Annotated in this window: 23 protein-coding genes; 17 read left to right on the forward strand and 6 right to left on the reverse strand. The window is 69.0% G+C overall.

All coding sequences use genetic code 11. The annotated features are described in order from the left end of the window. Positions 1–979 precede the first annotated feature (979 nt). Complete coding sequence (locus tag IEY60_RS02410; protein ID WP_229739487.1) at positions 980–2,017, forward strand: alpha/beta hydrolase; 1,038 nt, start codon at positions 980–982, stop codon at positions 2,015–2,017. Next, positions 2,014–3,438: a wax ester/triacylglycerol synthase family O-acyltransferase gene (locus IEY60_RS02415; protein ID WP_189023320.1), complete on the forward strand. Its 1,425-nt coding sequence runs from the start codon at positions 2,014–2,016 to the stop codon at positions 3,436–3,438. The genes IEY60_RS02410 and IEY60_RS02415 overlap by 4 nt, the downstream gene beginning before the upstream one ends. On the opposite strand, the gene IEY60_RS02420 is transcribed toward IEY60_RS02415, so the two are convergent. Continuing rightward, on the reverse strand, positions 3,435–4,142 hold the full coding sequence (locus IEY60_RS02420; RefSeq protein WP_189023322.1) for a hypothetical protein: 708 nt from the start codon (positions 4,140–4,142) through the stop codon (positions 3,435–3,437). The two genes, IEY60_RS02415 and IEY60_RS02420, sit on opposite strands and share 4 nt — an antisense overlap. A 74-nt stretch (positions 4,143–4,216) precedes the next feature. Here IEY60_RS02420 and IEY60_RS02425 point away from each other — a divergent pair, with 74 nt between their 5' ends. The 11 genes from IEY60_RS02425 to IEY60_RS02475 all read left to right on the forward strand — a co-directional run bounded on the left by IEY60_RS02425 (position 4,217) and on the right by IEY60_RS02475 (position 16,299). Next, positions 4,217–5,299 carry a FecCD family ABC transporter permease gene (locus IEY60_RS02425; RefSeq protein WP_229739488.1) on the forward strand — a complete coding sequence of 361 codons (1,083 nt, stop codon included), beginning with the start codon at positions 4,217–4,219 and terminating at the stop codon, positions 5,297–5,299. Next, on the forward strand, positions 5,296–6,417 hold the full coding sequence (locus IEY60_RS02430; RefSeq protein ID WP_189023324.1) for a FecCD family ABC transporter permease: 1,122 nt from the start codon (positions 5,296–5,298) through the stop codon (positions 6,415–6,417). The genes IEY60_RS02425 and IEY60_RS02430 overlap by 4 nt, the downstream gene beginning before the upstream one ends. Continuing rightward, the gene (locus tag IEY60_RS02435; protein ID WP_189023326.1) at positions 6,414–7,238 is read left to right on the forward strand and encodes an ABC transporter ATP-binding protein; all 825 of its coding nucleotides are present in this window, start codon (positions 6,414–6,416) and stop codon (positions 7,236–7,238) included. Before IEY60_RS02430 ends, IEY60_RS02435 begins: the two co-directional genes overlap by 4 nt. Before the next feature lie 71 nt (positions 7,239–7,309). Further along, entirely contained in the window at positions 7,310–7,690 is a 381-nt protein-coding gene (locus IEY60_RS02440; RefSeq protein ID WP_189023328.1) for a BlaI/MecI/CopY family transcriptional regulator, read from the forward strand. 64 nt (positions 7,691–7,754) lie between these two features. Beyond that, positions 7,755–8,693 carry a M56 family metallopeptidase gene (locus tag IEY60_RS02445; RefSeq protein ID WP_189023331.1) on the forward strand — a complete coding sequence of 313 codons (939 nt, stop codon included), beginning with the start codon at positions 7,755–7,757 and terminating at the stop codon, positions 8,691–8,693. Positions 8,694–8,948: 255 nt separating this feature from the next. Then, complete coding sequence (locus IEY60_RS02450) at positions 8,949–10,421, forward strand: DEAD/DEAH box helicase (protein WP_189023333.1); 1,473 nt, start codon at positions 8,949–8,951, stop codon at positions 10,419–10,421. A 230-nt stretch (positions 10,422–10,651) separates the two neighbouring features. Then, positions 10,652–11,524 (forward strand): DMT family transporter, encoded by an 873-nt coding sequence (locus tag IEY60_RS02455; protein ID WP_189023334.1) that lies wholly within the window; start codon positions 10,652–10,654, stop codon positions 11,522–11,524. A 42-nt stretch (positions 11,525–11,566) separates the two neighbouring features. Beyond that, a complete protein-coding gene (locus IEY60_RS02460; protein ID WP_189023336.1) occupies positions 11,567–13,003 on the forward strand; it encodes a GuaB1 family IMP dehydrogenase-related protein in 1,437 nt (478 codons plus the stop codon). Between the two features lie 148 nt (positions 13,004–13,151). After that, complete coding sequence (locus IEY60_RS02465) at positions 13,152–13,622, forward strand: nuclear transport factor 2 family protein (RefSeq protein ID WP_189023338.1); 471 nt, start codon at positions 13,152–13,154, stop codon at positions 13,620–13,622. Positions 13,623–13,886: 264 nt separating this feature from the next. Further along, positions 13,887–15,242 carry a hemolysin family protein gene (locus IEY60_RS02470; protein WP_189023340.1) on the forward strand — a complete coding sequence of 452 codons (1,356 nt, stop codon included), beginning with the start codon at positions 13,887–13,889 and terminating at the stop codon, positions 15,240–15,242. Next, complete coding sequence (locus tag IEY60_RS02475) at positions 15,235–16,299, forward strand: hemolysin family protein (RefSeq protein ID WP_189023342.1); 1,065 nt, start codon at positions 15,235–15,237, stop codon at positions 16,297–16,299. Before IEY60_RS02470 ends, IEY60_RS02475 begins: the two co-directional genes overlap by 8 nt. 25 nt (positions 16,300–16,324) lie before the next feature. Here IEY60_RS02475 and ilvD read toward each other — a convergent pair whose 3' ends face one another. Continuing rightward, a complete protein-coding gene (ilvD, locus tag IEY60_RS02480; protein WP_189023344.1) occupies positions 16,325–18,016 on the reverse strand; it encodes a dihydroxy-acid dehydratase in 1,692 nt (563 codons plus the stop codon). Positions 18,017–18,067: 51 nt separating this feature from the next. On the opposite strand from ilvD, the gene IEY60_RS02485 reads away from it, so the two are divergent. The 3 genes from IEY60_RS02485 (at position 18,068) to IEY60_RS02495 (ending at position 20,505) form a co-directional block, all read left to right on the forward strand. Continuing rightward, positions 18,068–18,298: a TolB family protein gene (locus IEY60_RS02485; RefSeq protein ID WP_189023346.1), complete on the forward strand. Its 231-nt coding sequence runs from the start codon at positions 18,068–18,070 to the stop codon at positions 18,296–18,298. A 199-nt stretch (positions 18,299–18,497) separates the two neighbouring features. Next, a complete protein-coding gene (locus IEY60_RS02490; protein WP_189023348.1) occupies positions 18,498–20,054 on the forward strand; it encodes an FAD-binding oxidoreductase in 1,557 nt (518 codons plus the stop codon). Between the two features lie 28 nt (positions 20,055–20,082). After that, on the forward strand, positions 20,083–20,505 hold the full coding sequence (locus tag IEY60_RS02495; RefSeq protein ID WP_189023350.1) for a DUF6924 domain-containing protein: 423 nt from the start codon (positions 20,083–20,085) through the stop codon (positions 20,503–20,505). Here the strand turns inward: IEY60_RS02495 and IEY60_RS02500 are convergent, their stop codons facing one another. The 4 genes from IEY60_RS02500 to IEY60_RS02515 are packed head-to-tail and all read right to left on the reverse strand — an operon-like array spanning position 20,506 to position 24,955. After that, complete coding sequence (locus IEY60_RS02500) at positions 20,506–21,324, reverse strand: cyclase family protein (protein ID WP_189023353.1); 819 nt, start codon at positions 21,322–21,324, stop codon at positions 20,506–20,508. Positions 21,325–21,378: 54 nt separating this feature from the next. Then, positions 21,379–23,466 (reverse strand): xanthine dehydrogenase family protein molybdopterin-binding subunit, encoded by a 2,088-nt coding sequence (locus IEY60_RS02505; protein WP_189023355.1) that lies wholly within the window; start codon positions 23,464–23,466, stop codon positions 21,379–21,381. Then, complete coding sequence (locus IEY60_RS02510) at positions 23,463–24,455, reverse strand: FAD binding domain-containing protein (RefSeq protein WP_189023357.1); 993 nt, start codon at positions 24,453–24,455, stop codon at positions 23,463–23,465. The genes IEY60_RS02505 and IEY60_RS02510 overlap by 4 nt, the downstream gene beginning before the upstream one ends. Continuing rightward, complete coding sequence (locus tag IEY60_RS02515) at positions 24,452–24,955, reverse strand: 2Fe-2S iron-sulfur cluster-binding protein (protein WP_189023359.1); 504 nt, start codon at positions 24,953–24,955, stop codon at positions 24,452–24,454. Before IEY60_RS02515 ends, IEY60_RS02510 begins: the two co-directional genes overlap by 4 nt. Positions 24,956–25,202: 247 nt before the next feature. On the opposite strand from IEY60_RS02515, the gene IEY60_RS02520 reads away from it, so the two are divergent. Beyond that, positions 25,203–25,670 carry an SRPBCC family protein gene (locus IEY60_RS02520; protein ID WP_189023361.1) on the forward strand — a complete coding sequence of 156 codons (468 nt, stop codon included), beginning with the start codon at positions 25,203–25,205 and terminating at the stop codon, positions 25,668–25,670. The last annotated feature ends 26 nt before the right edge of the window (positions 25,671–25,696 follow it).

A 25,696-nucleotide genomic window follows, 5' to 3' on the forward strand; every position in this document is an offset into this window, starting at 1 on the left:
AATGAGCGGAGCTACGTTACCCACATCCCGGCCGCGGGTTCCCCTCTTTTCCGGCGGGATGCTTACCAATCATGCAAGGAGATTCACCATGGGTTCATTGACCGAGTTGATGATGGCCGCCATTGCGGGAATAGGTTCCGCAGCCGAGGGCGATGGCCTACTCGCCGTATTCCTGGGCTCGGTCGAGGCTTTCTTCCCGTAAAGGAAGAGGCACATTCACGGTCCGCCACCGGACCTATTTCCACAGGCTAGCCGAGCGGTTGTTGCGCATCATTGATAGCTATGCAACATGATATAGGAACACCGCCAGGCCCAAAGAAGGAGGGCGGTCGAGTCGTCGCGACCCCCCCAAAACCAGGGTCTGTCGCACCAGCCGGCAACGAACAGGTTCACCGCAGGTCATCGCCGTGTCGTCCCAGACAGTAGCGATAGCCACAGGTCACCCGCAGTGCGGCTGCGTGCCATGGCAATCGGCGAGCAGCTTCCATCAGGAAAGAAAAAACGAACGAATCGCAGCATGTGAAACACCGGGTTGCCACACAATGAAAGTGGCGCTACGTTACCGGCATCACATCAGGACAGGAGATCGACCATGGGTTCACTGACCGAGATTATCCAGGCGGCGATCGCGGGCCTCGGTTCTGCGGCCGAGGGCGACGGCCTCCTCGCCGTCTTCCTCGGATCGGTGGAAGCGTTCTTCCCGTAAATCGCGCACTCTCCCACAACGCCCGATTCGTCGGGCTGATTCACCAGCATATCCAGGAGTAAAACAATGGGTTCTCTCTACGAATTGTTGCAGACCGGTGCCGGTAGCCTCAGCGAGGCCGCCCTGCCGTTCATTCAGGCACTGATCACGGTGAGCGGCGGAACTCCCACACCGGGTAAGTAACTCGTCGCCGACGAAGAAGGGGCGGGCCGTTCAACGGCCCGCCCCCATTCCCATTTCGCCCCCGAGAGAAGTCAGCAGGCTCGTATCACGATGAACAATCACCTCCTCCGCGCAATCATGGTGGCCGTCTGCGCCGCGGCAGTGGCCACGACGCCCGTCTTCGCCGAGGGCGCGCACGCGGGAGCCGAACCCGGTGCGCGACTGGTGAGCCAGACCCGGTCGGGGCAGGTCACCGACATCAGCGTCTACTCGCCGTCGATGGACCGCACGATCGCGCTGCGGGTGCTGCGTCCGGCGGACACGACCGTTCCCGCGCCGACGCTGTACCTGCTGAACGGCGCAGGCGGCGGCGAGGATTCGGCGAACTGGCCAGGGCAGACGGACGCGGCCGGGTTCTTCGCGGGCAAGCACGTCAACGTCGTCATCCCGATGGAGGGCGCGTTCAGCTATTACACCGACTGGCAACAGCCCGACGCGGGCTTGGCCAAGAACCTCGAGAACAACGGCCACAACATGTGGACGACGTTCCTCACCCGGGAGCTCCCGCCGGTGATCGACGCCGCCTTCGCCACCACCGGGGTCAACGCGCTGGCAGGCATCTCGATGGCGGGGACATCGGTGCTCGACCTGGCCATCCAGGCACCGGACCTGTATCGCAGCGTCGCCTCCTACAGCGGCTGCGCGATGACCAGCGACCCGATCGGGCGGGCGTTCGTCTCGCTCGTCGTGCGGATGGGCGGCGGCAACGTGGAGAACATGTGGGGGCCGGCCACCGACGCGGCCTGGCGCGAGCACGACCCGTATGTGCAGGCGCACCGGCTGCCCGACATCCCCATCTACATCTCCAGCGGCACCGGATTGCCGGGCGCGCACGACACGCTCACCAATCCGCGGGTGCACATCAACGGCAAGAACCCCCACTCGATCCTGATGAATCAGATGCTCGTCGGCGGCGGCATCGAAGCCGCGGCCGCGTACTGCACCGCGAGCATGGGCCAGCGCGCACGCGAACTGGGCCGCACGAACGTCACCGTCAACGTCCGCCCGACCGGGACCCACTCCTGGGGCTACTGGGAAGACGACCTGCACACGTCCTGGCCGATGATGGCGACGGCGCTCGGCCTGTGAGCGCCGAATTCCGGGTGGGCACCGAACAGCTGCGCCCGCGCGACGCGGTCTTCGTCTACGACGAGACCGACCGGCACCTGTCGAACATCGTCGCGGTGTATTTCGCCGACGCGCCGGGGCACCCGCCGCTCACGCGCGAGCAGGTGCTGGACTGGGTGCGGGCAGGCATCGGGCACGCGGCGCTGTTCCACCGGCGGCTGCAGCGCGTGCCGATGGATCTCGACCTGCCGTACTGGGTGCCCGATCCAGCACTGTCGGTGCGTGAGCATGTGGTGCTGGACCGCCCAGGAACCTGGGACGACGCACGCGCGCGCATCGCCGAGATCACCTCCACCCGAATGGATCTGACCCGGCCGCCGTGGGAGATCCACGTGCTGGATCGCGTCGAAGGCGTCCCGGCGATGGGCGGCGAAACCACGATCGTGGTGCTGAAGTTCCACCACAGCGTCGGCGACGGTGTGGCGACCCGCGCGCTGGAGCACCGGTTGTTCGGTGGCGCACCCGCGCCGGCCGTCCGGCTCGACGAGCCTCGGACACTACCGGCCGCGGTGCGCACGGCGGCCGCGCTCGTCACCCAGCCCGCGCGCTTCGTCGCCGGACTGCGGCGGTCGCGCGCGGCGCAGGAGGAGTTGCGTGCCCTCGTCGAGGCGGGCACAGTGCACGAACCTGTCGCGCTGCGACCGGCGACCCGATTCAATCGGGACATCCACGCGGAGCTGACCTTTCACCTGCTGCCGATTCCGCTGCCGGAAGTCCTCGCGGCCAAAGCCGCCGCCCCACAGCGGGTCACGGTCAACGACCTCATGCTGACCACGATTTCCGGTGCGCTGGCCGCCTACCTCGCCGAGCACGACGAGGTGCCCGCGGGGTCACTGGCCGCGATGGTGCCCATGTCGATGCGCGGTGTCGCCGAATGGGATTCGGCGAATCAGCTCACCCAGATGGTCGTCGACCTGCACACCGACATCGCCGATCCGCTCGACCGGCTGGCCGCGGTCGAGCACTCGGCGAGCCGAGCCAAACAGCGCCACGCCGACCCGGTGGTGCTGCGCGGCGACCGCAGGGTCGAGACCGCGCCCGCGCTCCTGCTCCGCGCGGCGGGATGGGCACGCGCGCAACGACGTTTCGACGACTCGGCGACGGTGCCGTTGTGCAACACCACGATCAGCAATGTGCCGCCGGTCGCCGACTCACTCGCCTTCTGCGGCAGGCCGATTCGCCGCGCGGTCGGCTCGCTGCCGATTCTCGACGGCGACGGCCTGCGTCACCTGATCACCTCGCAGGGCGACGAGATCGTCATCGCGGTCACGACGAATGCCGCGATGATGCCGGACCCCGAGCACTACGGCGAGCTGCTGCTGCGCTCGTTCCGCGAACTCGCCACCGCGCTACTCGCCCAGGATATTCCGGCTGAGCACTAACGCTGCAGGCAGCTGGTGCGCCGCACCGGCAGGCCACGGTCCTCGAGCGCACCGAGCAGCAGCTGACCACGGCGCGCACCCGCGGCGCTGTCGGCGCGGGCCAGATCCGGTACGTAGGTGGCGGCGCCGACGACGGATTCACCGACCAGGGACCAGAATCGGCGCGCGGGCAGGCCGGAGCAGCGGGTGAGGACCGACTGCAGCGGAATCAGCGAGGACGCGCAGCGCTGGGCGAGCCAGACCGCCATCGCGGCCTCACACGGCAGCGCGACCGCGTCGCGCTCGTCGACCTCGGGATCACCGTCGACGATGCGAATCGTGGTGTCGGACAGGCCCGCCCAGTCGATGCCGCCGTCGTTGTCGTGATGGATCCACAGGTTGTCCCGGCCCGGATCCCACGCCTGGGCCGACATCACGAACAGCGCGGTGACCCGGCCGACCACGGCGTGGATGAGCGCGGTCGCCACCACCTCGGCGGCGATGTCGTCATTGATCATCTCGGCGGCGTGGCGGCGGTACATCAGCTCGACGCGACCCTCGGACAGCCCGTTCGGCACGTGCCACCATCGCCGTTTGCCCTGACCGGCCATCGCCGCCACGGCATAGACCCGCGGATGTTCGGGTTGCAGCGATTGCAACCGGGCGCAGGCGCGGTCGAACGCGGCGGTGGTGCGGGACGGGGCGGTGGTGACGGGCTCGGACATCGAACCTCCTCGAACGTTGGTTCCCGTGACGATGATGTCTCGGAACATAGGTTAGGCTTACCAGACTTCACAAGTTGTGTCCGGTTTCGAGGCAGGAGAAGTTCGTCGCCGTGATCCACCCTGGCACCGTCAGACGTCGTCGTCTGACCGGGCTTCTGCTGCTCGTCTTGCTGCTCACCGTCGCGGTGGTGGCGAGCATTGCCATCGGCACCCGCTCGCTCGCACCGGCCACGGTGTTCGACGCCGTCACACACGCTCTCGGCTGCGAGGGCGGCCCGTTCCGATGCCCGGCCCGCTCCACCGCCGAGGAAATCGTGCGTGAGCTGCGTCTGCCGCGCACCGCGTTGGCCCTGGTCGCCGGGATGGCGCTGGGGATCGCGGGCGCGCTCATCCAGGGGTATACCCGGAATCCGCTCGCTGATGCCGGTTTGTTGGGACTCAATGCGGGAGCGGGGTTTCTGGCCGCGCTCAGTATCTTCCTGTTCGGCTTCACCGCGCCGAGCCAATACATCTGGTTCGCCTTCGCCGGCTCGGCGATCGCGGGCGTGATCGTGTTCGGAGTGTCCTCGATCGGCGGCGGCAAGGCCAGTCCGTTGAGCCTGGTCCTGGCCGGCGCGGCGGTCACCGCGTTCCTGCAGGCGATGACCAACGCGGTCGTCGTGCTGGACAACGCCGCCCTGGACACCTACCGATTCTGGGTGGTCGGCACCGTGAACGGGCGCGAGGCCGGAGTGTTCTGGCAGGTGCTGCCGTTCCTCGTCATCGGCATGGCGATGGCCGTCGCGGCGGCGCCCGGGCTGAATCTGCTGAGCCTCGGCGACGATGTGGCGCGCGGGCTCGGTGTCGATGTCGGCCGGGCGCGGGCCTTCGGGTTGTTCGCGGTGGTGCTGCTCAGCGGCGCGGCGACCGCGGCGGTCGGGCCGATCGCGTTCCTCGGGCTGGTGGTGCCGCATATCGCGCGCACCATCACCGGACCGGACAACCGCTGGCTGATCCCCTACTCCGGACTGCTCGGCGGCCTGCTGCTGGTCGTCGCCGATATCGCCGGACGGGTGGTCGCCCGGCCGGGCGAACTCCAGGTCGGGGTGATGCTGGCGGCGATCGGCGCGCCGTTCTTCATCGCGCTGGTGCGCCGCAAGAAGCTGGTGACGCTGTGAGCACGATCGAGACCGACAAGCAGGACGACCAGGTCGGCGCCGAGCTGCGGAAGGTGCGTCCGGCGCTGCGCGTCGGGCCGGTGTCGCTGGTGCTGCGACCGGTGATGCTCGGCGTCGTCCTCGCGCTGGCGGTAGCGGTCTTCGCGCTGTTCTGCCTCGACATCGCCGTCGGCGACACCACCATTCCGCTGGGCCGGGTACTCGATGTGCTCGGTGGCGGCGGCACCAGATCGCAGCGGTTCATCATCATCGAATCGCGGCTGCCGCGGGCCATCACCGCCGTGGTGGTCGGGGCGGCGCTCGGGCTGGCCGGCGCATTGATGCAGTCGATCCTGCACAACCCCCTGGCCGGGCCGGATGTTCTCGGTATCACCACCGGCGCCAGTGTCGGCGCGGTCGCGGTGCTGGTCGGCAGCGGTGGCGCGACCACCGGCCTGATCGCCACGATCGGCGCGCCGCTGGCCGCCCTGACCGGCGGGCTGCTCACCGCTGTCGTCATCTATCTGCTCGCCTGGGGACGCGGCAGGGCCGGGGAACGCGGGGTCACCGGGTTCCGGCTCGTGCTCATCGGCATCGGCGTCAACGCGGTGCTGATGTCGGTGATCAGCTGGCTGCTCACCCGCGCCAGCCTGACCGACGCCGCCAGGGCGCAGATCTGGCTCAACGGGTCGCTCAACGCCGCCGACATGGCCAGGGTCGTGCCCGCCGCGATCGCGCTGGCCGTGGTCACGGTGGTGTCGCTGGTGTCGGCGCGGACACTGGCCGCGCTGCGCCTTGGCGAGGAGTCGACGCGGGTGCTCGGCGTGCGGATCCAGGCGCAGCAGGCGCTGCTCATCGGAGCCTCGGTGGTGGCGGCCTCGGTGGCGACCGCGGCCGTCGGGCCGGTCGGCTTCGTCGCGCTCGCGGCGCCGCAGATCGCCAGGATGGCGCTGCGCACGCCCGGTGAACCGCTGATCGCCTCCGCGCTCACCGGCGCCGGGCTGGTCGCCGGGGCCGATATCGTCTCGCGCACACTGCTTCCCGTCGACCTGCCCGTCGGCATCGTGACCGCCGCGCTCGGCGGACCGTTCCTGCTCTACCTGCTCGTCCGCATGAATCGGAAGGCCACGCTCTCATGACCAGCCCCGACCGTCGCCTCGCCGCCGACAGCGTCTCCCTCGGCTACGGCGAGCGGGTGATCGTCGACGAGCTGAGCCTCGACATCGCCCCCGGCGTGGTCACCACCGTCATCGGGCCCAACGGCTGCGGCAAGTCGACGCTGCTCAAATCGCTGGGCAGGCTGCTGCGCCCGCGCGACGGGCAGGTGGTGCTCGACGGCAAGGCGATCTCGTCGATGAAGACCAAGGACGTCGCCAGGGTGATCGGCATGCTGCCGCAGACCCCGGTCGCTCCCGAGGGCCTCACCGTCGCCGACCTCGTCGCCCGCGGACGGCACCCGCACCAGTCCTGGCTGCGGCAGTGGTCGGCCGACGACGAGACCGAGGTCGCCGCCGCCCTGGCCCAGACCGGCATCGCCGACCTGGCCGAGCGCACCCTCGACGAACTCTCCGGCGGCCAGCGCCAGCGCGCCTGGATCTCCATGGCCCTGGCCCAGGGCACCGACATCCTGCTGCTCGACGAGCCGACCACCTATCTCGACCTCGCGCACTCGCTCGAGGTCCTCGACCTCGTCGACCGGCTGCACGCCGAATTCGGGCGGACCGTGGTGATGGTCCTGCACGATCTCAACCTCGCCATCCGCTACAGCGACGAGCTCGTGGTGATGTGCGCTGGCCGGATCGTGGCGCAGGGCAAGCCGGCCGAGATCGTCACCGCCGAGCTGCTCGCCGAGGTGTTCGGGCTCGAGGCCACCGTGCTCACCGATCCGGTCTCGGGGCGGCCGATGATCGTCCCGATCGGCACCAGGCACGTGCGCGGCGCCGCCGGGTATGACGAATAACACACCAGCAAACACCCCGTTACGACATTCTGTAGTACGCATCTTTGTCGTTGATTCCGTAAAATTGTGGGATGGCAGGACTCGGCGAACTCGAAAAAGCGGTCATGGACCAGTTGTGGTCGGCCGACGAACCGCAGACGGTGCGGCAGGTCCACGAAGCACTGGCCGCGCGGCGTGAGCTCGCGTACACGACAGTGATGACGGTGCTGCAGCGGCTGGCGAAGAAGAATCTGGTGGTGCAGCGACGCGACGATCGCGCGCACCGATACGCGCCCGTGCACAGCCGCGACGAGCTGGTCGCGAGCCTGATGTTCGACGCATTGCAGCAGGCAGACGCGGCGGGCAGCCGCGCCGCCGCCCTCGTGCACTTCGTCGAACAGGTGGGCAAGGACGAGGCCGATGCGCTGCGGGAGGCACTCGCCAAGCTCGAATCCGACGAGAAGAGCAGCTAGACTCCCTGGCGGCTCTCACAACGACGTGAGCGCCCCTGGTCCCACAACGCAGTGAGCAGAGTCGATGAACGCAACCGCGGCAGTCTTCGCCGGTCTCGCCTTGCTTCTCGCAGGGCCGGTACCAGCGCTGCTCAGTCGCGCGACCTGGGTGCATCGGTCCCCGCGCGCGGCACTGGTGTTGTGGCAGGCGATCGCGCTGGCCGCCGTGCTCAGCGCCTTCGGATCCGGGCTGGCCATCGCCAGCCTGCTGCTCGTCCCCGGCCCCGACGGTAGGCCGACCACCTCCCCCACCAAGGAGATCGACGCGCTCGGTCTGCCGCTGTGGACGGTGTATGTCACCGTGTTCGCGCTGACCCTGATGATCGGCGCCCGGCTCATGTTCTCCATCGTGCGCGTCGGCGTGCACACCCGCCGCCGCAGGTCCCGGCATCGCATGCTGGTCGATCTGCTCGATCAGAGCGGCCCGGTCCGGCGCGCCGCCGACATCCGCGTGCTCGCCTCGACCGAGCCCATCGCCTACTGCCTGCCCGGGCTGCGCCAGCGCGTCGTGCTCAGCGAAGGCACCCTGACCAGCCTCGACGACGCCGAGGTCACCGCCATCGTCAGCCACGAGCGCTCGCATCTGCGGGCCCGCCACGACCTGGTGCTCGAGGCGTTCACCGCCGTGCACGAGGCCTTCCCGCGGGTGGTCCGCAGCAAGGCCGCGCTCGGCTCGGTGAAGCTGCTCATCGAACTGCTCGCCGACGACTCCGCGGTGAAGGTCACCGGCCCCAAGCCGCTGGCCCGCGCGCTGGTCGCCTGCGCGAAGTCGACCGCGCCGCAGGGCGCGCTCGCCGCGGGCGGTCCGAGCACGCTGATCCGCATCCAGCGGCTGGCCGGACACTCCGGCGACGTGAGAGTCGCCACCGCCGCCTACCTCGGCTCGGCCGCGATCCTGGTCGTGCCGACGCTGGCCGTCGCGGTGCCGTGGCTGCAGGAGCTGAACCGGCTCTTCCACGGCTGACCTGGCGATTCGCCACCTTTTCTCCGACCGGGTAGCCGTTCCGCCGCAGCACTGCTCGACTCAGTGTCTGCGGTCGCACAATCACCAGTACAAACGGTCGTCTGACCAGCATGTTTACCCACGCGACCGCAATCCCGCCTATCCTGGGAGATCGGTCCTTCCTGCTGGGCCGCACCCCGTGCACGCCACGTGCGTATCCGGGTCATCGGCGCCGGTCATCTTCCAGCGCGATGCGCAGCCCAACGAAAGGCCATTTTGTCTACCTCTCCGCGTCCCGACGCCACCTTCGCAGAACTCGGTCTGCCCGTCGCACTGGTGCAGACCCTGCGCAATGCCGGCATCGAGAAGCCCTTCCCCATCCAGGCCGCCACCATCGGCGACGCGCTCGCCGGGCGTGACGTGCTCGGCCGCGGCCCGACCGGCTCCGGCAAGACCCTCGCCTTCGGCCTGCCGATGCTGACCCGCCTCACCGGCGCGTCCGCCAAGCCCGGCCGCCCGCGTGGCCTGGTGCTCGTCCCCACCCGTGAACTCGCGACCCAGATCGAACGCGCCCTCGACGAGGCCGCGCTCTCGCTGGGCCTGCGCGTGGCCTCCGTAGTCGGCGGTGCGCCGATCAAGCGCCAGGCCGACCGGCTCGCGCGCGGCGTCGACCTGCTCATCGCCACCCCCGGCCGCCTCGACGACCTGATCAAGCAGCGGGCCGCGGATCTGTCCGACGTGATGATCACCGCGCTCGACGAGGCCGACCACATGGCCGACATGGGCTTCCTGCCCCAGGTCACCCGCCTGCTCGACCGCACCCCGAAAGACGGTCAGCGCCTGCTGTTCTCGGCCACCCTCGACGGTGACGTCGACAAGCTGGTCAAGCGCTACCTGAACAACCCGGTCACCCACTCGACGGCGCCCGCCGAGGCCTCGGTGACCACCATGACCCACCACCTGCTCTACGTGCGCGACAAGAACATCAAGCGCACCGTGGCCACCGAGATCGCCGCCCGCGACGGCCTGACCATCATGTTCGTGCGCACCAAGCACGGCGCCGACCGCCTGGCCAAGCAGCTGCGCGGCGCCGGTGTCGACGCCGGTTCGCTGCACGGTGGCAAGGCGCAGAACAACCGCGTGCGCACCCTGGCCGCCTTCGCCGACGGGTCGGTGCCGGTGCTGGTCACCACCGATGTCGCCGCGCGCGGTATCCACATCGACGGTGTCTCGCTGGTCGTGCACTTCGACCCGCCCGCCGAGCACAAGGCCTACCTGCACCGCGCGGGCCGCACCGCCCGCGCCGGTGAGGACGGTGTCGTCGTCACCCTCGTCACCGACGAGGAGCGCAAGGACGTCGCCGCGATGACCCGCAAGGCGGGCGTGCAGACCGACGGCGTCGAGGTCCGCCCCGGCGACCGGAAGCTGGTGGAGATCACCGGCGCCCGCAAGCCGAGCGGAATCGCGCTGGCCGCCCCTGCCCCGACCCAGGTCAACGCGCCGAAGTCGGCGAACGGTGGCCGTCCCAGGCGTGGCAGGTCCGGTGGCGCACCGGCTTCCGAGGCCGCCCAGGGCCACAGCCGTGGCGCGGGCGCACCGCGCCGGGAGCGTCCGGCCGGTGAGTCGCGGAGCCGCAAGCCCGCGGGCGCGGGCGGACACGCCCGCAGCGGCGACACGCCGACGAATTCGCGTCGTCGCGCCGCGCGTCCGGCGGCTCCGGCAGCCCGCCGCAACCGCTCGGCAAACTGAATCAGCGCGTGGCCGAACCGATTACGGTTCGGCCACGCCCCTCTTTCCTGGACGGCTGATCGGGGACCGTGCGCGCCCGTCGACGAGCGGCCGCCACGCAGGTGGCCCGGGTCGCTCGGTCCGATCGATCAGGGCATTGCGGCGCAGTTCAGCGTTCCTGAGCGGACACCGACGGCGACTCACCGACGCCGGAGGGTTCCCACCGCCCACAGATCCGCCACACTGACCTCGTGACGAACCGTCCGATCGCCGCGATCGTGTGCGCCCTCGTCGCCGCGCTCCTGTTCGCGGTGGCGTCGGTAGCGCAGCAACGGGCAGCAGCGGCCGTCCCGGAGGGATCGGCGCTGATGCGGTCCCTGCTCCGGAGCAAGCGGTGGTGGGCCGCGATCGTCGGTGACGTCGGCGGGTACGGCATGCAGGTGCTCGCCCTCAGCTTCGGCGCGGTGCTGGTCGTGCAGCCGATTCTGGTGAGCTCGCTGGTCTTCGCGCTGCCGCTGTCGGCGCGGTTGAACCATCAGCGGATCACCGGGCGAGCCGCCGCGACGGCCTTGGTCCTCGTCGCCGCCCTGGTGACGTTCCTGATCGTCGGTGACCCGACCGCCGGCGAGGAGACCGCGCCGCTACGAGAGTGGCTGGTGCCCTTGGCGATTCTGCTGAGCATCGTCGCCCTCGCGACCCTGGCCGGGTTCCTCGTCCCCAACCCGTCGGGGCGGGCGCTGGCCCTCGGTCTCGCCGGTGGCGCGCTGTTCGGCCTGGCCGCCGCGCTCACCGACCGCGTCGTCACCCTGTTCGGCGACGGACTGGGCGCCGTGCTCACCGGCTGGCAGACCTGGGCGCTGGTAGCGGCCGGCCTGCTCGGCTTCTACCTGCAACAACGGGCCTACCAAGCCGGACCGCTGGCCGCATCGCTGCCCGCCGCGGCCGTCGCCGAACCGCTGGCCGCCGCGTTCCTCGGTCTCACCGCCTTAGACGAGCACCTACGCACCGACGGCGCCGGTCTGATCGTGGTCGCCGCCAGTGTCGTGGTGATGTGTGTGGCCACGGTCGCGCTGTGCCGGACACAGACGGCGCCGCTGCCTGATGCCCGTGAGCCCGCGCGCTGAGGTCTTGCCCACGGCGACCCTCACGGGGCTATCATCGGCCAAGTGCGATTTCTTCCGGGACCCCAGCCGCCGTATGACCTGACCTACGACGACATCTTCCTCGTCCCGAACCGGACGGATGTCGCGTCCCGGTTCGATGTGGACCTGGCCAGCGTCGACGGGTCCGGCACCACCATCCCCCTCGTGGTCGCGAACATGACCGCCGTCGCGGGCAAGCGGATGGCCGAGACCGTCGCCCGCCGCGGCGGCATCGTCGTCCTGCCCCAGGATCTGCCGATCCCGGCGGCCGCCGACACCATCGCGTTCGTGAAGAGCCGCTCGCTCACCGCCGACACCCCCGTCACCCTCGACCCCGACCGGTCGGTGTCCGACGCGATGGCGCTGATGCACAAGCGCGCGCACGGCGCTGTGGTCGTCGTCGAGGACGGCAAGCCGGTCGGTGTGGTCACCGAGGCCGCCTGCGCCGATGTCGACCGGTTCGCCCGACTACGCGAGGTCGCGGTCACCGATTTCGTCCAGGCCGCCGTCGATCTGTCCCCACGCGAGATCTTCGACCGGCTCGCCGAGGCGCACGCCCAGCTCGCCGTGCTGACCAACACCGACGGCACCCTGGCCGGCGTGATGACCCGCACCGGCGCGATCCGCGCGGGCATCTACACCCCCGCGGTCGACGCCAAGGGTCAGCTGCGCGTCGCCGCCGCCGTCGGCATCAACGGTGACGTGGCCGCCAAGGCGAAGGCGCTGGCCGAGGCGGGCGCCGACGTGCTCGTCCTCGACACGGCGCACGGCCACCAGACCAAAATGCTCGAATCATTGCGTACCGTCGCTGATCTCGGCCTCGGGCTGCCGCTGGTCGCGGGCAATGTGGTCTCGGCCGAAGGCACCCGCGATCTGGCCGAGGCCGGCGCCACGATCATCAAGGTCGGTGTCGGCCCCGGCGCCATGTGCACCACCCGCATGATGACCGGCGTCGGCCGCCCGCAGTTCTCCGCGGTGGCCGAATGTGCCACGGCGGCCAGGGAACTCGGCGTGCATGTCTGGGCCGACGGCGGCGTGCGGCACCCGCGCGACGTCGCTCTGGCGCTCGCGGCGGGCGCGTCGAACGTGATGATCGGCTCGTGGTTCGCAGGCACCTACGAATCCCCCGGCGACCTGCGCGTCGACCGCGACGGCAACGCGTACAAGGAAAGCTTCGGCATGGCCTCCAAGCGCGCCGTCGCCGCGCGCACCGCCGCCGACAGCGGCTTCGACCGGGCGCGCAAGGCCCTGTTCGAGGAGGGCATCTCCAGCTCGCGCATGCGTCTGGACCCCGAGCGCCCCGGCGTCGAAGACCTCATCGACCACATCTGCTCGGGTGTGCGCAGCTCCTGCACCTACGCGGGCGCCCGCACGCTGCCGGAATTCCACGAGCGCGCCATCCTGGGTGTGCAGTCCGCGGCCGGTTTCGCCGAGGGCCGTCCCCTGCCCAGCGGTTGGTGATCGCCGCCTGACTGTGGCCGACCGGAACTCGTGTTCCGGTCGGCCACAGTCGTTTTCGGGCCTCCTCGACCGGAATTCGTTCACGCTGAGGTTTACCCGTTGATTTGTCCCGGAGTTTCCTTACCGTGCAGGAGTGGCGGCACACGACATGACTGCACCCGACGGCCTGCTCGCGACCATCGAAGCCGAGCGAGCGATCTACCGCACCTTCCACCACTTCTTCCGGGTCGCCGACACCAACGAGCACGAGCGGTTCGTCGAGTGCTTCACCCCGGACGCGCTGATCGAATACCGGATCATGCCCGGCCCGGTCCAGCGCTTCGACGGCCGCGACGCGTTCACCGCGCACATGTGCCGGGTGCCGAAGGCGCGGCGGAGCCTGGTCGCCCACGTCATCGGGCAGAGTTCCATCGAATGGACCGGCGCCCGACCGCTGCTCACCGCCTACGCGACCGTGTGGCACTGGTCCTCGGCGACCGACCACCATCGCCCCGCCGACTGGACCGTCATCGGCCTCGTCCGCGACGAGTTCGAACAGTACGAAGGCGAGTGGCTCATCGCCCACCGCGACGTCCGCCCGGTGGCGGGTCGCGTGGCCGCCGGACGCGGACCGGTCTGATCGTGCTCGACGCGCACGCGGGCGAGCGCAGGTGAGCTGACCGCGCCGCTGACGCATCATCGGAGGGGACCGATTACTATGGAGTTGCCGATCTCGGCAGCGCTTTCTTCCCCACCGCGAAAGGATCCAGTTGTCACCCGCGTCCAAGGGCGCCACACAGGAGGGTTCCTCTACGGAGCCGGGTGACCAACCCGGCGTCCTCCTTTTCGCAGCGTCCGTTCGATCTCTCGATTTCCCCACCGCACCGCCCGGGTGGTGCTGAGGATGTCCACCGTTCTGACCGTGCTCAGCCTGATCGGCTTCGTGGCACTCACGCTCGGCACCGCACTGTTCGTCGCGGCCGAATTCTCCCTCACCGCGCTGGAGCGCAGCACCGTCGAAGCGGCTGCCCGCGCCGGTGACGTCCGGTCCCGGCTGGTCAAGCAGGCCCATCACACCCTGTCGTTCCAGCTCTCGGGCGCCCAGCTCGGCATCACCATCACCACGCTCGTCACCGGCTTCATCGCCGAACCCGTGCTGGCCCGGCTGCTCGACCCGCTGCTGGACGCGGCCGGGCTGAGCCCGAGCGCCGCGCACGGTGTCGCCCTCGTCCTGGCCCTGGTGCTGGCGACCTCGCTGTCGATGATCTACGGCGAGCTGGTGCCCAAGAACATCGCCATCGCCAAGCCGATGGCGACGGCCCGGCTCACCGCGGGCCCGATGATCGGGTTCTCGGTCATGTTCAAGTGGCTGATCCGTTTCCTCAACGGCTCCGCCAACTGGATCGTCCGCAGGCTGGGCATCGAGCCCGCCGAGGAACTGCGCTCGGCCCGCTCACCGCAGGAGCTCGGTTCGCTGGTGCGCACCTCGGCCCTGCGCGGCGCCATGGATCAGCGCACCGCGCTGGTGATGGACCGCTCGCTGGAGTTCGGTGAGCGCAGTGCCGAGGATCTGATGACACCGCGCGTGAAGGTCGAGTCGCTCGATCGCGACGACACCATCGCCGACCTGATCGCCGCCTCTGCCCGCACCGGATACTCCCGGTTCCCGGTCATCGACGGCGATCTCGACAACACGCTCGGCGTCGTGCACGTCAAGCAGGCGTTCGTCCATCCGGTGCACCTGCGCAAGAAGATCCCGTTGAGCAGGCTGGCCGTCGCCGTGCCGATCGTGCCGGCGAGCCTCGACGGCGACGATGTCATGGAGCGGGTCCGCGCCGACGGCATGCAGGTGGCGCTCGTCGTCGACGAGTACGGCGGCACCGCGGGCCTGGTGACCATGGAGGACCTCATCGAGGAGATCCTCGGCGACGTGCGCGACGAGCACGACGAGGAGGAACGCGATGTGCGCCGGGTCTCCGACGGCTGGGACTGCTCGGGTCTGATGCGCATCGACGAGGTGTCGCGGGCGACCGGATACGAAGCGCCGGAAGGTGAATACGAGACATTGGGCGGTTTGGTGCTGACCCAGCTCGGCCGGATTCCGGCCACCGGCGACGAGGTGGTGCTGCCCGAGTCCCGCGGTTCCGGCGGCGGCTGGATCGCCAGGGTGGAACGGATGGACGGGCGGCGCATCGACCGGGTGCGGTTGATCCCCGTCGACGCGGCGTACCTGGCGGCACGGGAGCACAATCATGGGTGACCTGTTCGGCATCGTGCTGACCTTCGTGCTGCTGGCGGGCAACGCGTTCTTCGTGGCCGCCGAGTTCGCGCTGATCTCCGCCCGCCGCGACCGGCTGGAAGCCCTTGTCGCCCAAGGCAAGAAGAAGGCGCAAACCGTCATCGAGGCGGGCGAGAACCTGTCGATCATGCTGGCGGCGGCCCAGCTGGGCATCACCATCTGCTCGATCCTGCTCGGCCGGGTCGGCGAGCCCGCGGTGGCGCATCTGCTCGAGCGGCCGTTCGAACTCGCGGGCCTGCCCGATCAGCTGCTGCATCCGGTGGCGTTCACCCTCGCGCTCACGATCGTGGTGATCCTGCACATCCTGCTCGGCGAGATGGTGCCGAAGAACATCGCGCTGGCCGGTCCGGAACGCTCGGCACTGCTGCTGGTGCCGATCCATCTGGTCTGGTTGCGGATCGCGCGCCCGCTCATCGCGCTCTACAACTTCCTCGCCAACGTCTCGCTGCGGGCGATGCGGGTCGAGCCGAAGGACGAGCTCGACGCGACGGTGTCGACGGTGGAACTGGCCGAGATGATCGGCGAGTCACGCTCGGAGGGACTGCTCGACGAGGAGGAACACCGCAGGCTCACCCAGGCGCTCGGCACCTCGGAGCGGATCGTCGGCGATGTGATGGTGCCGTTGGCGCAGGCGCGCTCGGTGCCGTTGCGCGGCAACGGAACAACGCTCGGCGACATCGAGGCCGCGGTCGGCGAGACCGGCTTCTCCCGGTATCCGGTGCGCGCCACCGACGGGTCGCTGGTCGGCTACCTGCACGTCAAGGACGTCCTGGACAAGGTCGCCGACGACACGGCGGGCCCGGAGACGCAGATCCCGCGCACCGATATCCGGCCGCTGCCGACGGTGAGCACGGGCACCACCCTCTACGAGGCACTCGCCCGGCTGCGCCGCACCAACAGTCATCTGGGCCGGGTGGTGGACAGCCGGGGCAACACCGTCGGTGTGGTGGCGATGGAGGACCTGATCGAGGAGTTCGTCGGCACCGTGCGCGACGGAACCCATCGCCTCACCGAGTAAGCGCTGCGCGGCGGTCGCCGAGGTGTTACCCGGTGACCGCTCCGTGCGCGGCCGAGCTGACGAGCTTGCGGTACTTGGCCAGCACCCCGGAGGTGTACCTGGGCGGCAGCGGCTCCCAGCCGACCTTGCGTCCGGCGAGTTCGTTCTCGTCGATCTCGACGTCGAGGATGCGGTTGGCGACGTCGAGGACGATCGGATCCCCGTCTCGGACGAAGGCGATCGGGCCGCCGTCCACGGCTTCGGGTGCGACATGGCCGACGCACAATCCGGTTGTGCCGCCGGAGAATCGGCCGTCGGTGAGCAGCAGGACATCCTTGCCGAGGCCTGCCCCCTTGATCGCGCCGGTGATGGCGAGCATCTCGCGCATGCCGGGGCCGCCCTTGGGTCCCTCGTTGCGGATGACGACCACGTCACCGGCGACGATCGTGCCGTTCTCGAGCGCGTCCATCGCGGCGCGCTCCCCGTCGAACACCCGCGCCGTCCCGCGGAAGACGTCGGAGTCGAACCCCGCGCTCTTCACCACCGCGCCTTCGGGTGCCAGTGAGCCATGCAGGATGGTGAGCCCGCCCGATTTGTGGATCGGGCGATCGAGCCGCCGGATGACCTCGCCGTCAAGGCCCAGCTCGAGGTGCGCGAGGTTCTCGGCCATGGTCTTGCCGGTGACGGTCATGACGTCGCCGTGCATGAGGCCCGCGTCGAGCAGTGCCTTCATCACCACGGCAATGCCACCGACCCGGTCGACGTCGTTCATGACGTAGCGGCCGAACGGTTTGAGGTCGCCCAGGTGCGGCACCTTGTCGCCGACCCGGTTGAAGTCGGCGAGGGTGAGGTCGACCCCGGCCTCGCGGGCGATGGCCAGCAGATGCAGCACGGCATTGGTGGACCCACCCAGTGCCATGACGACCGTGATGGCGTTTTCGAACGCCTCCAAGGTCAGGATGTCGCGCGCGGTGATGCCCCGGCGCAGCAACTCGACGACGGCCTCACCGGACTTGCGGGCGTAGTCGTCGCGGCGCCGGTCGGGCGCGGGCGGGGCGGCCGATCCCGGCAGGCTCATGCCGAGCGCCTCGGCGGCCGAGGCCATGGTGTTGGCCGTGTACATCCCGCCACAGGCGCCTTCGCCGGGACAGATCGCCCGCTCGATGCGGTCGACCTCGTCCCGGGTGATCAGACCCTTGATGCAGGCACCGACAGCCTCGAACGCGTCGATGATGGTGACGTCCTTGCCGTCGACATTGCCCGGCAGCGTCGAGCCCGCATAGAGGAAGACGCTGGCCAGGTCCAGCCGTGCGGCCGCCATCAGCATGCCGGGCAGGCTCTTGTCGCACCCGGCGAGCAGCACCGACCCGTCGAGGCGCTCGGCCATCATGACGGTCTCGACGGAGTCGGCGATGATCTCGCGACTGACCAGCGAGAAGTGCATGCCCTCGTGGCCCATCGAGATGCCGTCGGACACCGAGATCGTGCCGAACTCGAGCGGATAACCACCCGCCGTGTGGACGCCCTCCTTCACCGCGTCGGCCAGGCGGTCGAGCGAGAGGTTGCAGGGGGTGATCTCGTTCCAGCTGGACGCGACACCGATCTGCGGTTTGGCCCAGTCCTCGTCGCCCATGCCGACAGCGCGCAGCATGCCACGGGCAGCGGTTTTCTCGAGTCCGTCCGTGACATCGCGGGAGCGCGGCTTGATGTCGATCGACGGGTCGGTATCGGATGCCATGGGACAAGCCTACGACCCACGAAACGCCGACCCGCGTCCCGCACGCAGGGCGTGTCCTTGCGAGTCGCGGTCGGCGGCATGCCACTCCAGCTGGTCGACCCCGACGGCACCGGCGCCGTGACACTCACCGACGACGGGTGGGACCCCGAGTTCTCCGCCGACGGCACCCAACTGCTGGTCACCCGGTTCACCGAGGACGCCCCGAACGGATTGCGCTCCGAGATCTGGGTGATGAACAGCGACGGCAGCAATCCCCGCCGCCTGACCCGCTCAGCAGGGTGATTCGCCCGTCCCGTTGGCGCCGCTGATCACCAGCCGGTCCCCCGAGTCCAGCGACAGCTCGACCGGTGCGGTCAATCGTCCCGCGACCGTCACGCGCGCAGGTCGCGGACACGCGTCGACGGTGTTTCTCGCCGCTGGGCGGCGGTTCCGCTAGTGTCCGAGCAGATCGCCTCGAATGGCGCCGGTCGGAAGGAATCCGATGTCGCTCTCGCGTCGACAGTTGATCACCGCGGCCGCGGTAGGCGGTTCGCTGGCCGCGCTCGGAATGCCGGTCGGCCACGCGCAAGCTCCTGTTCTCGGTGCGGGCGAGTTCGCGTCGCTCGCCGCGCGCGGCTACAACCGGCGATTCCAGGCCCAACCGGCAAAAATCTACGTACCCACCACTGCCGAGGAGGTGCGCAGCGCTGTCGCCAGGTCGGTCGCCGAGGATTCGAGGATCGCGGCCCGTTCGGGCGGACACTGCTTCGACGACTTCGTCGACAACGCGCAGACCCGATCGATCATCGACCTCGGCCGGCTGAACGCGGTGTATTGGGACGAGCACCACCGCGCCTTCTCGGTCGACGCGGGCGCCGATATCGGCACGGTGTACGACGCCCTGCACCGGTGGGGCGTCACGGTGCCGGGCGGGATCTGCCTCGGGGTCGGTATGGGCGGTCATCTCTGCGGTGGTGGCTACGGTCCGCTGTCACGCCGATTCGGGCTCGTCGCCGACCATCTGGCCGGGGTGGAGGTCGTCACGGTCGACGACGACGGTGGCGCGAAAGTCGTTGCCGCGACCAAGAATGGACCCGGCCGCGACCTGTGGTGGGCGCATACGGGCGGAGGTGGCGGAAATTTCGGTGTGGTGACCCGGTTCCTGCTCCGCTCCCCCGAGTCCGACGGCTCCGACCCGGCGAACGCGCTGCCGAAACCGCCGGGCGCCATGCTGAACGCGCGGCTGATCCTGCCCATCACGACGGAGGATTCGTTCGTCCGCTTCCTCGGCAACTACCTCGGCTTCTTCGAACGCCACAGCGCACCCGGCAATGCATTCGCCGGTCTCTACGCGCCACTGATGATCAGGACGACCGGCACCGGCGCGGCCGAGATGCTGATCCTGTTCGATTCCGAAAAGCCCGATGCGCGAAGCCATTTCGACGATTTCGTCGCCACCGTGAGCGACGGCGTATTTCCCCCGCCCTTCCTCACCCCGGTCACCCAACTGTCCTACCCGGACACCGTGAACCAGGTGTACTACGCGAAGGGCGTGAACACCACGCGAGTCAAAGTCAAGGCCGCCTACCTGCGCAAGTCCTACTCCCCCGACCAACTCCGAATCTTCTACCGCTACGTCACCGACCTCCGCTTCCTCGGCGAATCCCAGCTCGAATTCCTCCCGTTCGGCGGCGCGATCAATGCCGTCGCGGCCGACGCGACAGCCATGCCCGCGCGAAATTCGTTCATGAAGATGCTGATCCACGCGTCCTGGCGCTTCCCCTTCGACGACGACCGGTACCTGCGCTGGTCCCGCGAGATGTACCGCGACGTCCACGCCGACACCGGCGGCGTTCCGGTACCGAACGAAACCTATGGCGGCAGTTACATCAACTACCCCGACCCCGATCTGGCCGATGCCGCCTGGAACACCTCCGGCCTCCCGTGGCACGCCTTCTATTACGGCGACAACTACCCGCGACTACTCCGGATCAAACAGGCCGCTGACCCCAGAAATGTCTTCCAGCACAGCCTTTCGATCGGCCGACCGGACTGGTGACAGTCACCCGTAGTGCACAATCGGGCGTATGGCACGAACTCTGCCCGAGGGCGAATCGCTTCTGGTGCGTACGGACTTCACCGACGACACGGCCTGGGCCCACGTTCTCTCCGAGGTCATCGCGTCCTACGACGAAGACATGATGACCGGGCTGACACCCGTCGACGATGTGACCTTCGACGGGCTGACCCCCGCCGACCTGGCTGATCTGGTCGATGGCCAGACCTATGTGTTCCTCGCCGACACCACCACGATGACCGACCCCGAGCACCCACTGCTGGCGGTCGATACCAGCGACGAGGATGTCCGAGGCGACGGCGACAGGGTGTTCCGCATCGCGCCGATCGCGATGGCCGAGGTCGAGGTCAACTTCTTCCTCTCCAACATGGACTTCGAGGACTACGCCGGCAGTGTCGACGACGACGGTGTTTTCCGCGGCTTCGATCGGTGATCAGGTGAGGGCGAGTACCCGGCATGGCCCGCCGGTACCGCCCGCGTGTTTCGGAGCGCCGACGACGACGGTCGCACCCGTCACCGGTACGGCGGCGAGGTTGGCGAGCATTTCCACGCCGTAGTGACCGGCGCCGAGGATGGCTGTGTGCGCGCCGAATTCGGGGTCGGCACCGGAATCCAAGCTGAGTGTGTCGACGCCCACGCCGACGATTCCGCAGTGCGTGACAAGGTATTCCGCGGCTTCGGCTGAGAAGCCCGGCGCGTGCGGCCTCCCTCGCTCGTCGAGATTGAGGAAGGTCGACGGTCGGGGGATGCGGTCTTCCCAGCCGGAATACATCGCGACGAAGGCGCGCTCCGGGATATCCCCGTGCTGCGAGCGCCACCTGTCGATGTCGGCGACAGTCACCATCGCGTCGGTGTCGATGGCGGCCTTGGCACTGATGTCGATGACGACGAGCGATGCGACGAGGTCGTCGACTGCGAGGGCATCGGTGGTGGTGGCGCCGGGGATTCGGTGTGCCGGAGCGTCGACGTGGGTGCCGGTGTGTTCCCAGTACCCGAGCGCGAACTGGCCGAACCCGCCCGAGGCGTGCCAGGCCACCGGGACCTTGACCATCGGCGGATTACCCGGCCAGACCGGCAGCTCGGGTGTCAACGTGTGCGTGAGATCGACGACGCCACCCGAGCGGGGCGCGGCGACGGCAGGTGCGGGCGCCACCGCGGCCAGTGCGGTGAGCCCCGCCAGGCCCAGCAGGGCTCGCCGGCTGGGTCGTGGCGCACCGTCGTGGGCGAGACGAACGATCTCGGGCGTGCACATCGGACTCAAGATAGCCGAACAGGCCGGGCCCGGCGCCTGATCAGGGCCGCCGTGTCACATCACCCCGAGCAGGTCTTCGAGACGGATCGGCAGGTCACGGATGCGCACGCCGGTGGCGTGGTAGATCGCGTTGCCCACCGCCGCGGCCGAGCCGACGATGCCGATCTCGCCTATTCCCTTGGAGCCCATGGGGTTGACGTGGGGATCGTGTTCGTCGATCCAGCTGACGTCGATGTCGCCGATGTCGGCGTTGACCGGGATGTGGTACCCGGCGAGGTCGTGGTTGACCACCTGACCGAACCGCTCGTCGAATTGGCTCTCTTCGAGCAGTGCCATCGACACGCCCATGGTGACGCCGCCGACGAATTGCGAACGCGCCGTCAGTGGATTGATGATGCGGCCTGCCGCGAACACACTGACCACGCGCGGCACCCGGATCTCGGCGGTGTCGATGTCCACCCGGACCTCGACGAAGTGCGCGCCGAAGGCGTGCGTCGAATAGTCCTTGCGCGCAGGATCTTTGGGAGCCTCCACGGTGATCTCGGCACCGTCGGCAGGGTCGGTCCCGTGTCGATCCCGGAAGGCTTTCGCTGCCGCCACCACGGCAGAACCCCAGGATGCCATGCCGCTCGAGCCACCCGCGACCGTGCCTGCGGGCAGGCGGGAATCGCCGATACGCAGATCGATCCGGTGCTGGTCGACACCGAGGGCATCGGCGGCGATCTGACCGAGGGTCGTCCAGGTACCGGTGCCGATGTCCACGGCGTCGATGGCGACTTCGTACCGCTCGCCGGTCCATCGCACCCGGGCACTGTTGCCTCCGGCCACATCGGCCGGATAGGTCGCCGCCGCAACCCCGGACCCGACCAACCATCGACCCGCGCGCCGCGATCGCGGCGCCGGATCGCGATCCGCCCAGCCGAAGCGCTCGGCCCCCGTGCGGAGGCACTCGACCAGACCGCGGCTGGAGAACGGCCGCCCCGACTCCGGGTCGACCTCGGGTTCGTTGTGGACGCGCAACGCGATCGGGTCCATGCCGAGGGCGACCGCGAGCTCGTCGATCGCCGTCTCGGCGGCATACATGCCCGGACAGTGTCCCGGCGCGCGCATCCACGACGTGACGGGCACGTCCAATGCCGCGAGGCGATGGGAGGTCGAACGGTTGGTGGCCGAATACATCATCCGGGAGGCGACGGCGGACTGCTCGGCGAATTCTTTGACCGTGGAGGTCTGTTCGATGACATCGTGGGCGATCGCGGTCAGGGTGCCGTCCCGATGCGCACCGAGCCGCACCCGCTGGATGGTAGGCGTGCGGTAGCCCGTGAGCGAGAACAACTGTTGTCTGGTCAACGGCAGTTTCACCGGACGGCCGTCGGCCAGTTTCGCCGCCATCGCCGCGAGCACGATATTGGCGTGCGGTTCGCCCTTGGACCCGAAGCCGCCGCCGACGTAGGGCGCGATGACCTGGACCTGCTCGGGGGCCAGCCCGAACAACGACGCGATCGTGGACCGAACCACATGCGGGCCCTGGGTGGAGTCGAACAGGACCAGCGTGTCGCCGGTCCACTGCGCGACGGTGGCGTGTGGCTCCATCGCATTGTTGTGGACCATCGAGGTCGTATAGGTGTGGTCGATCGTCACCGGTGCGATGGCGAGCGCGCTGTCCACATCACCGATGGACGTGTCGGTGGCGAAGCCGCCGCTGACGTCGTCGGGCGCGTAGAGGTCGTCCCGGTCCGCGGTCAGGGTGACATCGGCGGGGCTCTCGTCATAGGTCACCCTGACCTGAGCTGCCGCTGCACGGGCCACCTCGGGGCTGGTCGCGACGACCGCGCCGATCAGCTGACCCCGGAAGGCCACGTCGTCGTTCTGCAGGATGAACAGTTCGTTGTCGTCGTCGCTGGCCAACCGCGCGGCATTGTGCCGGGTGAGCACGGCGACGACGCCGTCGATCCGCTCGGCCGCGCTCGTATCGATCTCCCGTACGCGGCCACGGATGATGGTCGCCTGGATCGGATAGCCGTGCAGCGGGTCCTGCTGTGGGTGTTCCATCGCGTAGGGCGCGCGACCGCGCAGCTTCGCCGGGCCGTCGATCCGGGTAGGCGAAGTGCCCATCGCCCGTGGGCTGATCGAGAAGCTCATCGCGCCTCCTGCTCGGTCAGTTCGCGCAGTGTCGCGACGAGGACAGTGCGCGCCAACGGGATCTTGAACGCGTTCTGGCGCTGCGGTCGTGCGGCGGCGAGCTCGGTGTCCGCGGCGGCGGCGAAGTTCTGCTCCGTGGCGGCGGTGCCGCGCAGCGCGTCCTCGGCGGCGCGGGCCCGCCACGGTTTGTGCGCGACACCGCCGAAGGCGATCCGCGCGTCGCGCACGACACCGTCGGCGATATCGAGCGCCGCCGCCACCGACACCAGTGCGAACGCGAAGGACGCGCGATCGCGCACCTTGCGGTAGGTGGACCTGGTGGCCCAGTCCAGCGCCGGCACATCGACAGCGGTGATCAGGTCGCCGTGTTCGAGCACGGTGTCGCGCTCGGGTTCGTCACCGGGCAGCCGATGCAGGTCGACGACGGGGATTTCGCGTTCGCCGTTCGCGCCGAGCACCCGCACCACCGCGTCCAACGCGACCAGCGCCACCGCCATGTCCGACGGATGGGTGGCGATGCACGCGCTGGACGCGCCGAAGATGGCATGGTCGCGATCGAAGCCGCCGATCGCCGAGCAACCGCTGCCCGGTTCCCGTTTGTTGCACGGCGTCGACGGATCCTGGAAGTAGGGACACCGGGTGCGTTGCAGCAGATTGCCGCCGGTGGTGGCCAGGTTGCGCAGCTGTGCCGACGCGCCGGCCAGCAGTGCCGACGACAGCATCGGATAGCGCGCCCGGATGATCGGGTGGGCGGCCAGATCGGCATTGCGCACGGCCGCGCCGATGCGCACGCCGCCTTCCGGACGCTCGGTCACCTCGTCGAACGGCAGCCTGCTGACGTCGACCAGCCGGCCGGGAGCGATGATCCCGAGCTTGAGATGATCCACGAGATTGGTTCCCGCACCGAGGAATACCGCATCGGGCTGGGCGAGAACCGCGGCGACGGCCCCGGCCGCGTCGTCGGCGCGCTCGTAGGCGAACTCCCTCATCGCCCGGCCTCCAGGATCGCCGCGACGATGTTCGGATAGGCCCCGCAGCGGCACAGGTTTCCGCTCATCCGCTCCCGGATCTCCTCGGTACTCAGTTCGATCCCGGCGGTCGCATCGGCGGTCACCAGACTCGGTGCGCCCGACTTCATCTCGTCGAGCATGCCGACCGCCGAGCAGATCTGGCCCGGCGTGCAGTACCCGCACTGGAAGCCGTCGTGGGCGAGAAACGCCTGTTGGATCGGATGTAGCTCGTCACCGTCGGTGAGCCCGTCGGCGGTGACGATCGTCGCCCCGTCGTTGGCCACGGCCAGCGCCAGGCAGAGGGTGGCCCGGCGCCCGTCCAGCAGGACCGTGCACGACCCGCACTGCCCGTGATCACACCCCTTCTTCGGGGTCGTCACGCCCAGCTGCTCGCGCAGGACGTCCAGCAGCGTGGCTCGGGTGTCGACGGTGACCGTCCGGTTCTGTCCGTCGATGGTCAAACTGATCTGCGCGCGCATCGAAGATGCCTCTCGCCGGGGGACACCGATTCCACATCGACCAATGCAGCTGAGCTTTTCGGCCCGCTACCAGTTTCTGTCCATCCTTGTGCTCACACGCCCGTCCGCCACGCTACCAATGCACGGTCCCGCCGAGTGAGTACCGCGCTCTCGTTTGCGCTGTGCGGCGCCGGGTATGGGCCGCACTGTACGAGAAACCGAATCCAGCCCGTGGCGGCGACGCAGTCGGGCTGGGGAAGGAGTACCAGTGAGCACGGTAGCCGCAACTGTCGATGTGGATGTCCCGATCCGGACGGCCTACAACCAGTGGACCCAGTTCGAGACGTTTCCGCAGTTCATGGAGGGAGTCGAGCAGGTTCGCCAGCTCGACGACCGGCACACGCACTGGCGCATCCACGTCGGCCCGTCGACGCGGGAGTTCGACGCCACCATCACCGAGCAGCACCCGGACGAGCGCGTCGCGTGGAAATCCGACAGTGGACCCGAGCACGCCGGAGTCATCACCTTTCACCGCCTCGACGACACCCACACCCGGATCACCGCGCAGATGGAGGTCGACCCGGAAGGGTTCATCGAAACCGCCGCCGACAAGCTCGGCGTGCTGAAGCACCGCGTGAACGGTGACATGAACCGGTTCAAGCACTTCATCGAGAGCGAGGGCCTCGAAACCGGCGCCTGGCGCGGCGACATCCCGCGCCCCGACGCCGGATTCTGACCCTGGATCTCGACACTCCGGCGGTG

Source organism: Nocardia rhizosphaerihabitans (assembly GCF_014646295.1).
Taxonomy (GTDB): domain Bacteria; phylum Actinomycetota; class Actinomycetes; order Mycobacteriales; family Mycobacteriaceae; genus Nocardia; species Nocardia rhizosphaerihabitans.

Excerpts from the sequence above, each read along its gene's own strand:
- IEY60_RS02475 (WP_189023342.1), top strand. The coding sequence starts at position 15,235 with ATGGGTGACCTGTTCGGCATCGTGCTGACCTTCGTGCTGCTGGCGGGC.
- IEY60_RS02510 (WP_189023357.1), bottom strand. The coding sequence starts at position 24,455 with ATGAGGGAGTTCGCCTACGAGCGCGCCGACGACGCGGCCGGGGCCGTC.
- IEY60_RS02515 (WP_189023359.1), bottom strand. The coding sequence starts at position 24,955 with ATGCGCGCGCAGATCAGTTTGACCATCGACGGACAGAACCGGACGGTC.
- IEY60_RS02445 (WP_189023331.1), top strand. The coding sequence starts at position 7,755 with ATGAACGCAACCGCGGCAGTCTTCGCCGGTCTCGCCTTGCTTCTCGCA.
- IEY60_RS02495 (WP_189023350.1), top strand. The coding sequence starts at position 20,083 with ATGGCACGAACTCTGCCCGAGGGCGAATCGCTTCTGGTGCGTACGGAC.
- IEY60_RS02410 (WP_229739487.1), top strand. The coding sequence starts at position 980 with ATGAACAATCACCTCCTCCGCGCAATCATGGTGGCCGTCTGCGCCGCG.
- IEY60_RS02420 (WP_189023322.1), bottom strand. The coding sequence starts at position 4,142 with ATGTCCGAGCCCGTCACCACCGCCCCGTCCCGCACCACCGCCGCGTTC.
- IEY60_RS02435 (WP_189023326.1), top strand. The coding sequence starts at position 6,414 with ATGACCAGCCCCGACCGTCGCCTCGCCGCCGACAGCGTCTCCCTCGGC.
- IEY60_RS02505 (WP_189023355.1), bottom strand. The coding sequence starts at position 23,466 with ATGAGCTTCTCGATCAGCCCACGGGCGATGGGCACTTCGCCTACCCGG.
- ilvD (WP_189023344.1), bottom strand. The coding sequence starts at position 18,016 with ATGGCATCCGATACCGACCCGTCGATCGACATCAAGCCGCGCTCCCGC.
- IEY60_RS02490 (WP_189023348.1), top strand. The coding sequence starts at position 18,498 with ATGTCGCTCTCGCGTCGACAGTTGATCACCGCGGCCGCGGTAGGCGGT.
- IEY60_RS02465 (WP_189023338.1), top strand. The coding sequence starts at position 13,152 with ATGACTGCACCCGACGGCCTGCTCGCGACCATCGAAGCCGAGCGAGCG.
- IEY60_RS02470 (WP_189023340.1), top strand. The coding sequence starts at position 13,887 with ATGTCCACCGTTCTGACCGTGCTCAGCCTGATCGGCTTCGTGGCACTC.
- IEY60_RS02500 (WP_189023353.1), bottom strand. The coding sequence starts at position 21,324 with ATGTGCACGCCCGAGATCGTTCGTCTCGCCCACGACGGTGCGCCACGA.
- IEY60_RS02440 (WP_189023328.1), top strand. The coding sequence starts at position 7,310 with ATGGCAGGACTCGGCGAACTCGAAAAAGCGGTCATGGACCAGTTGTGG.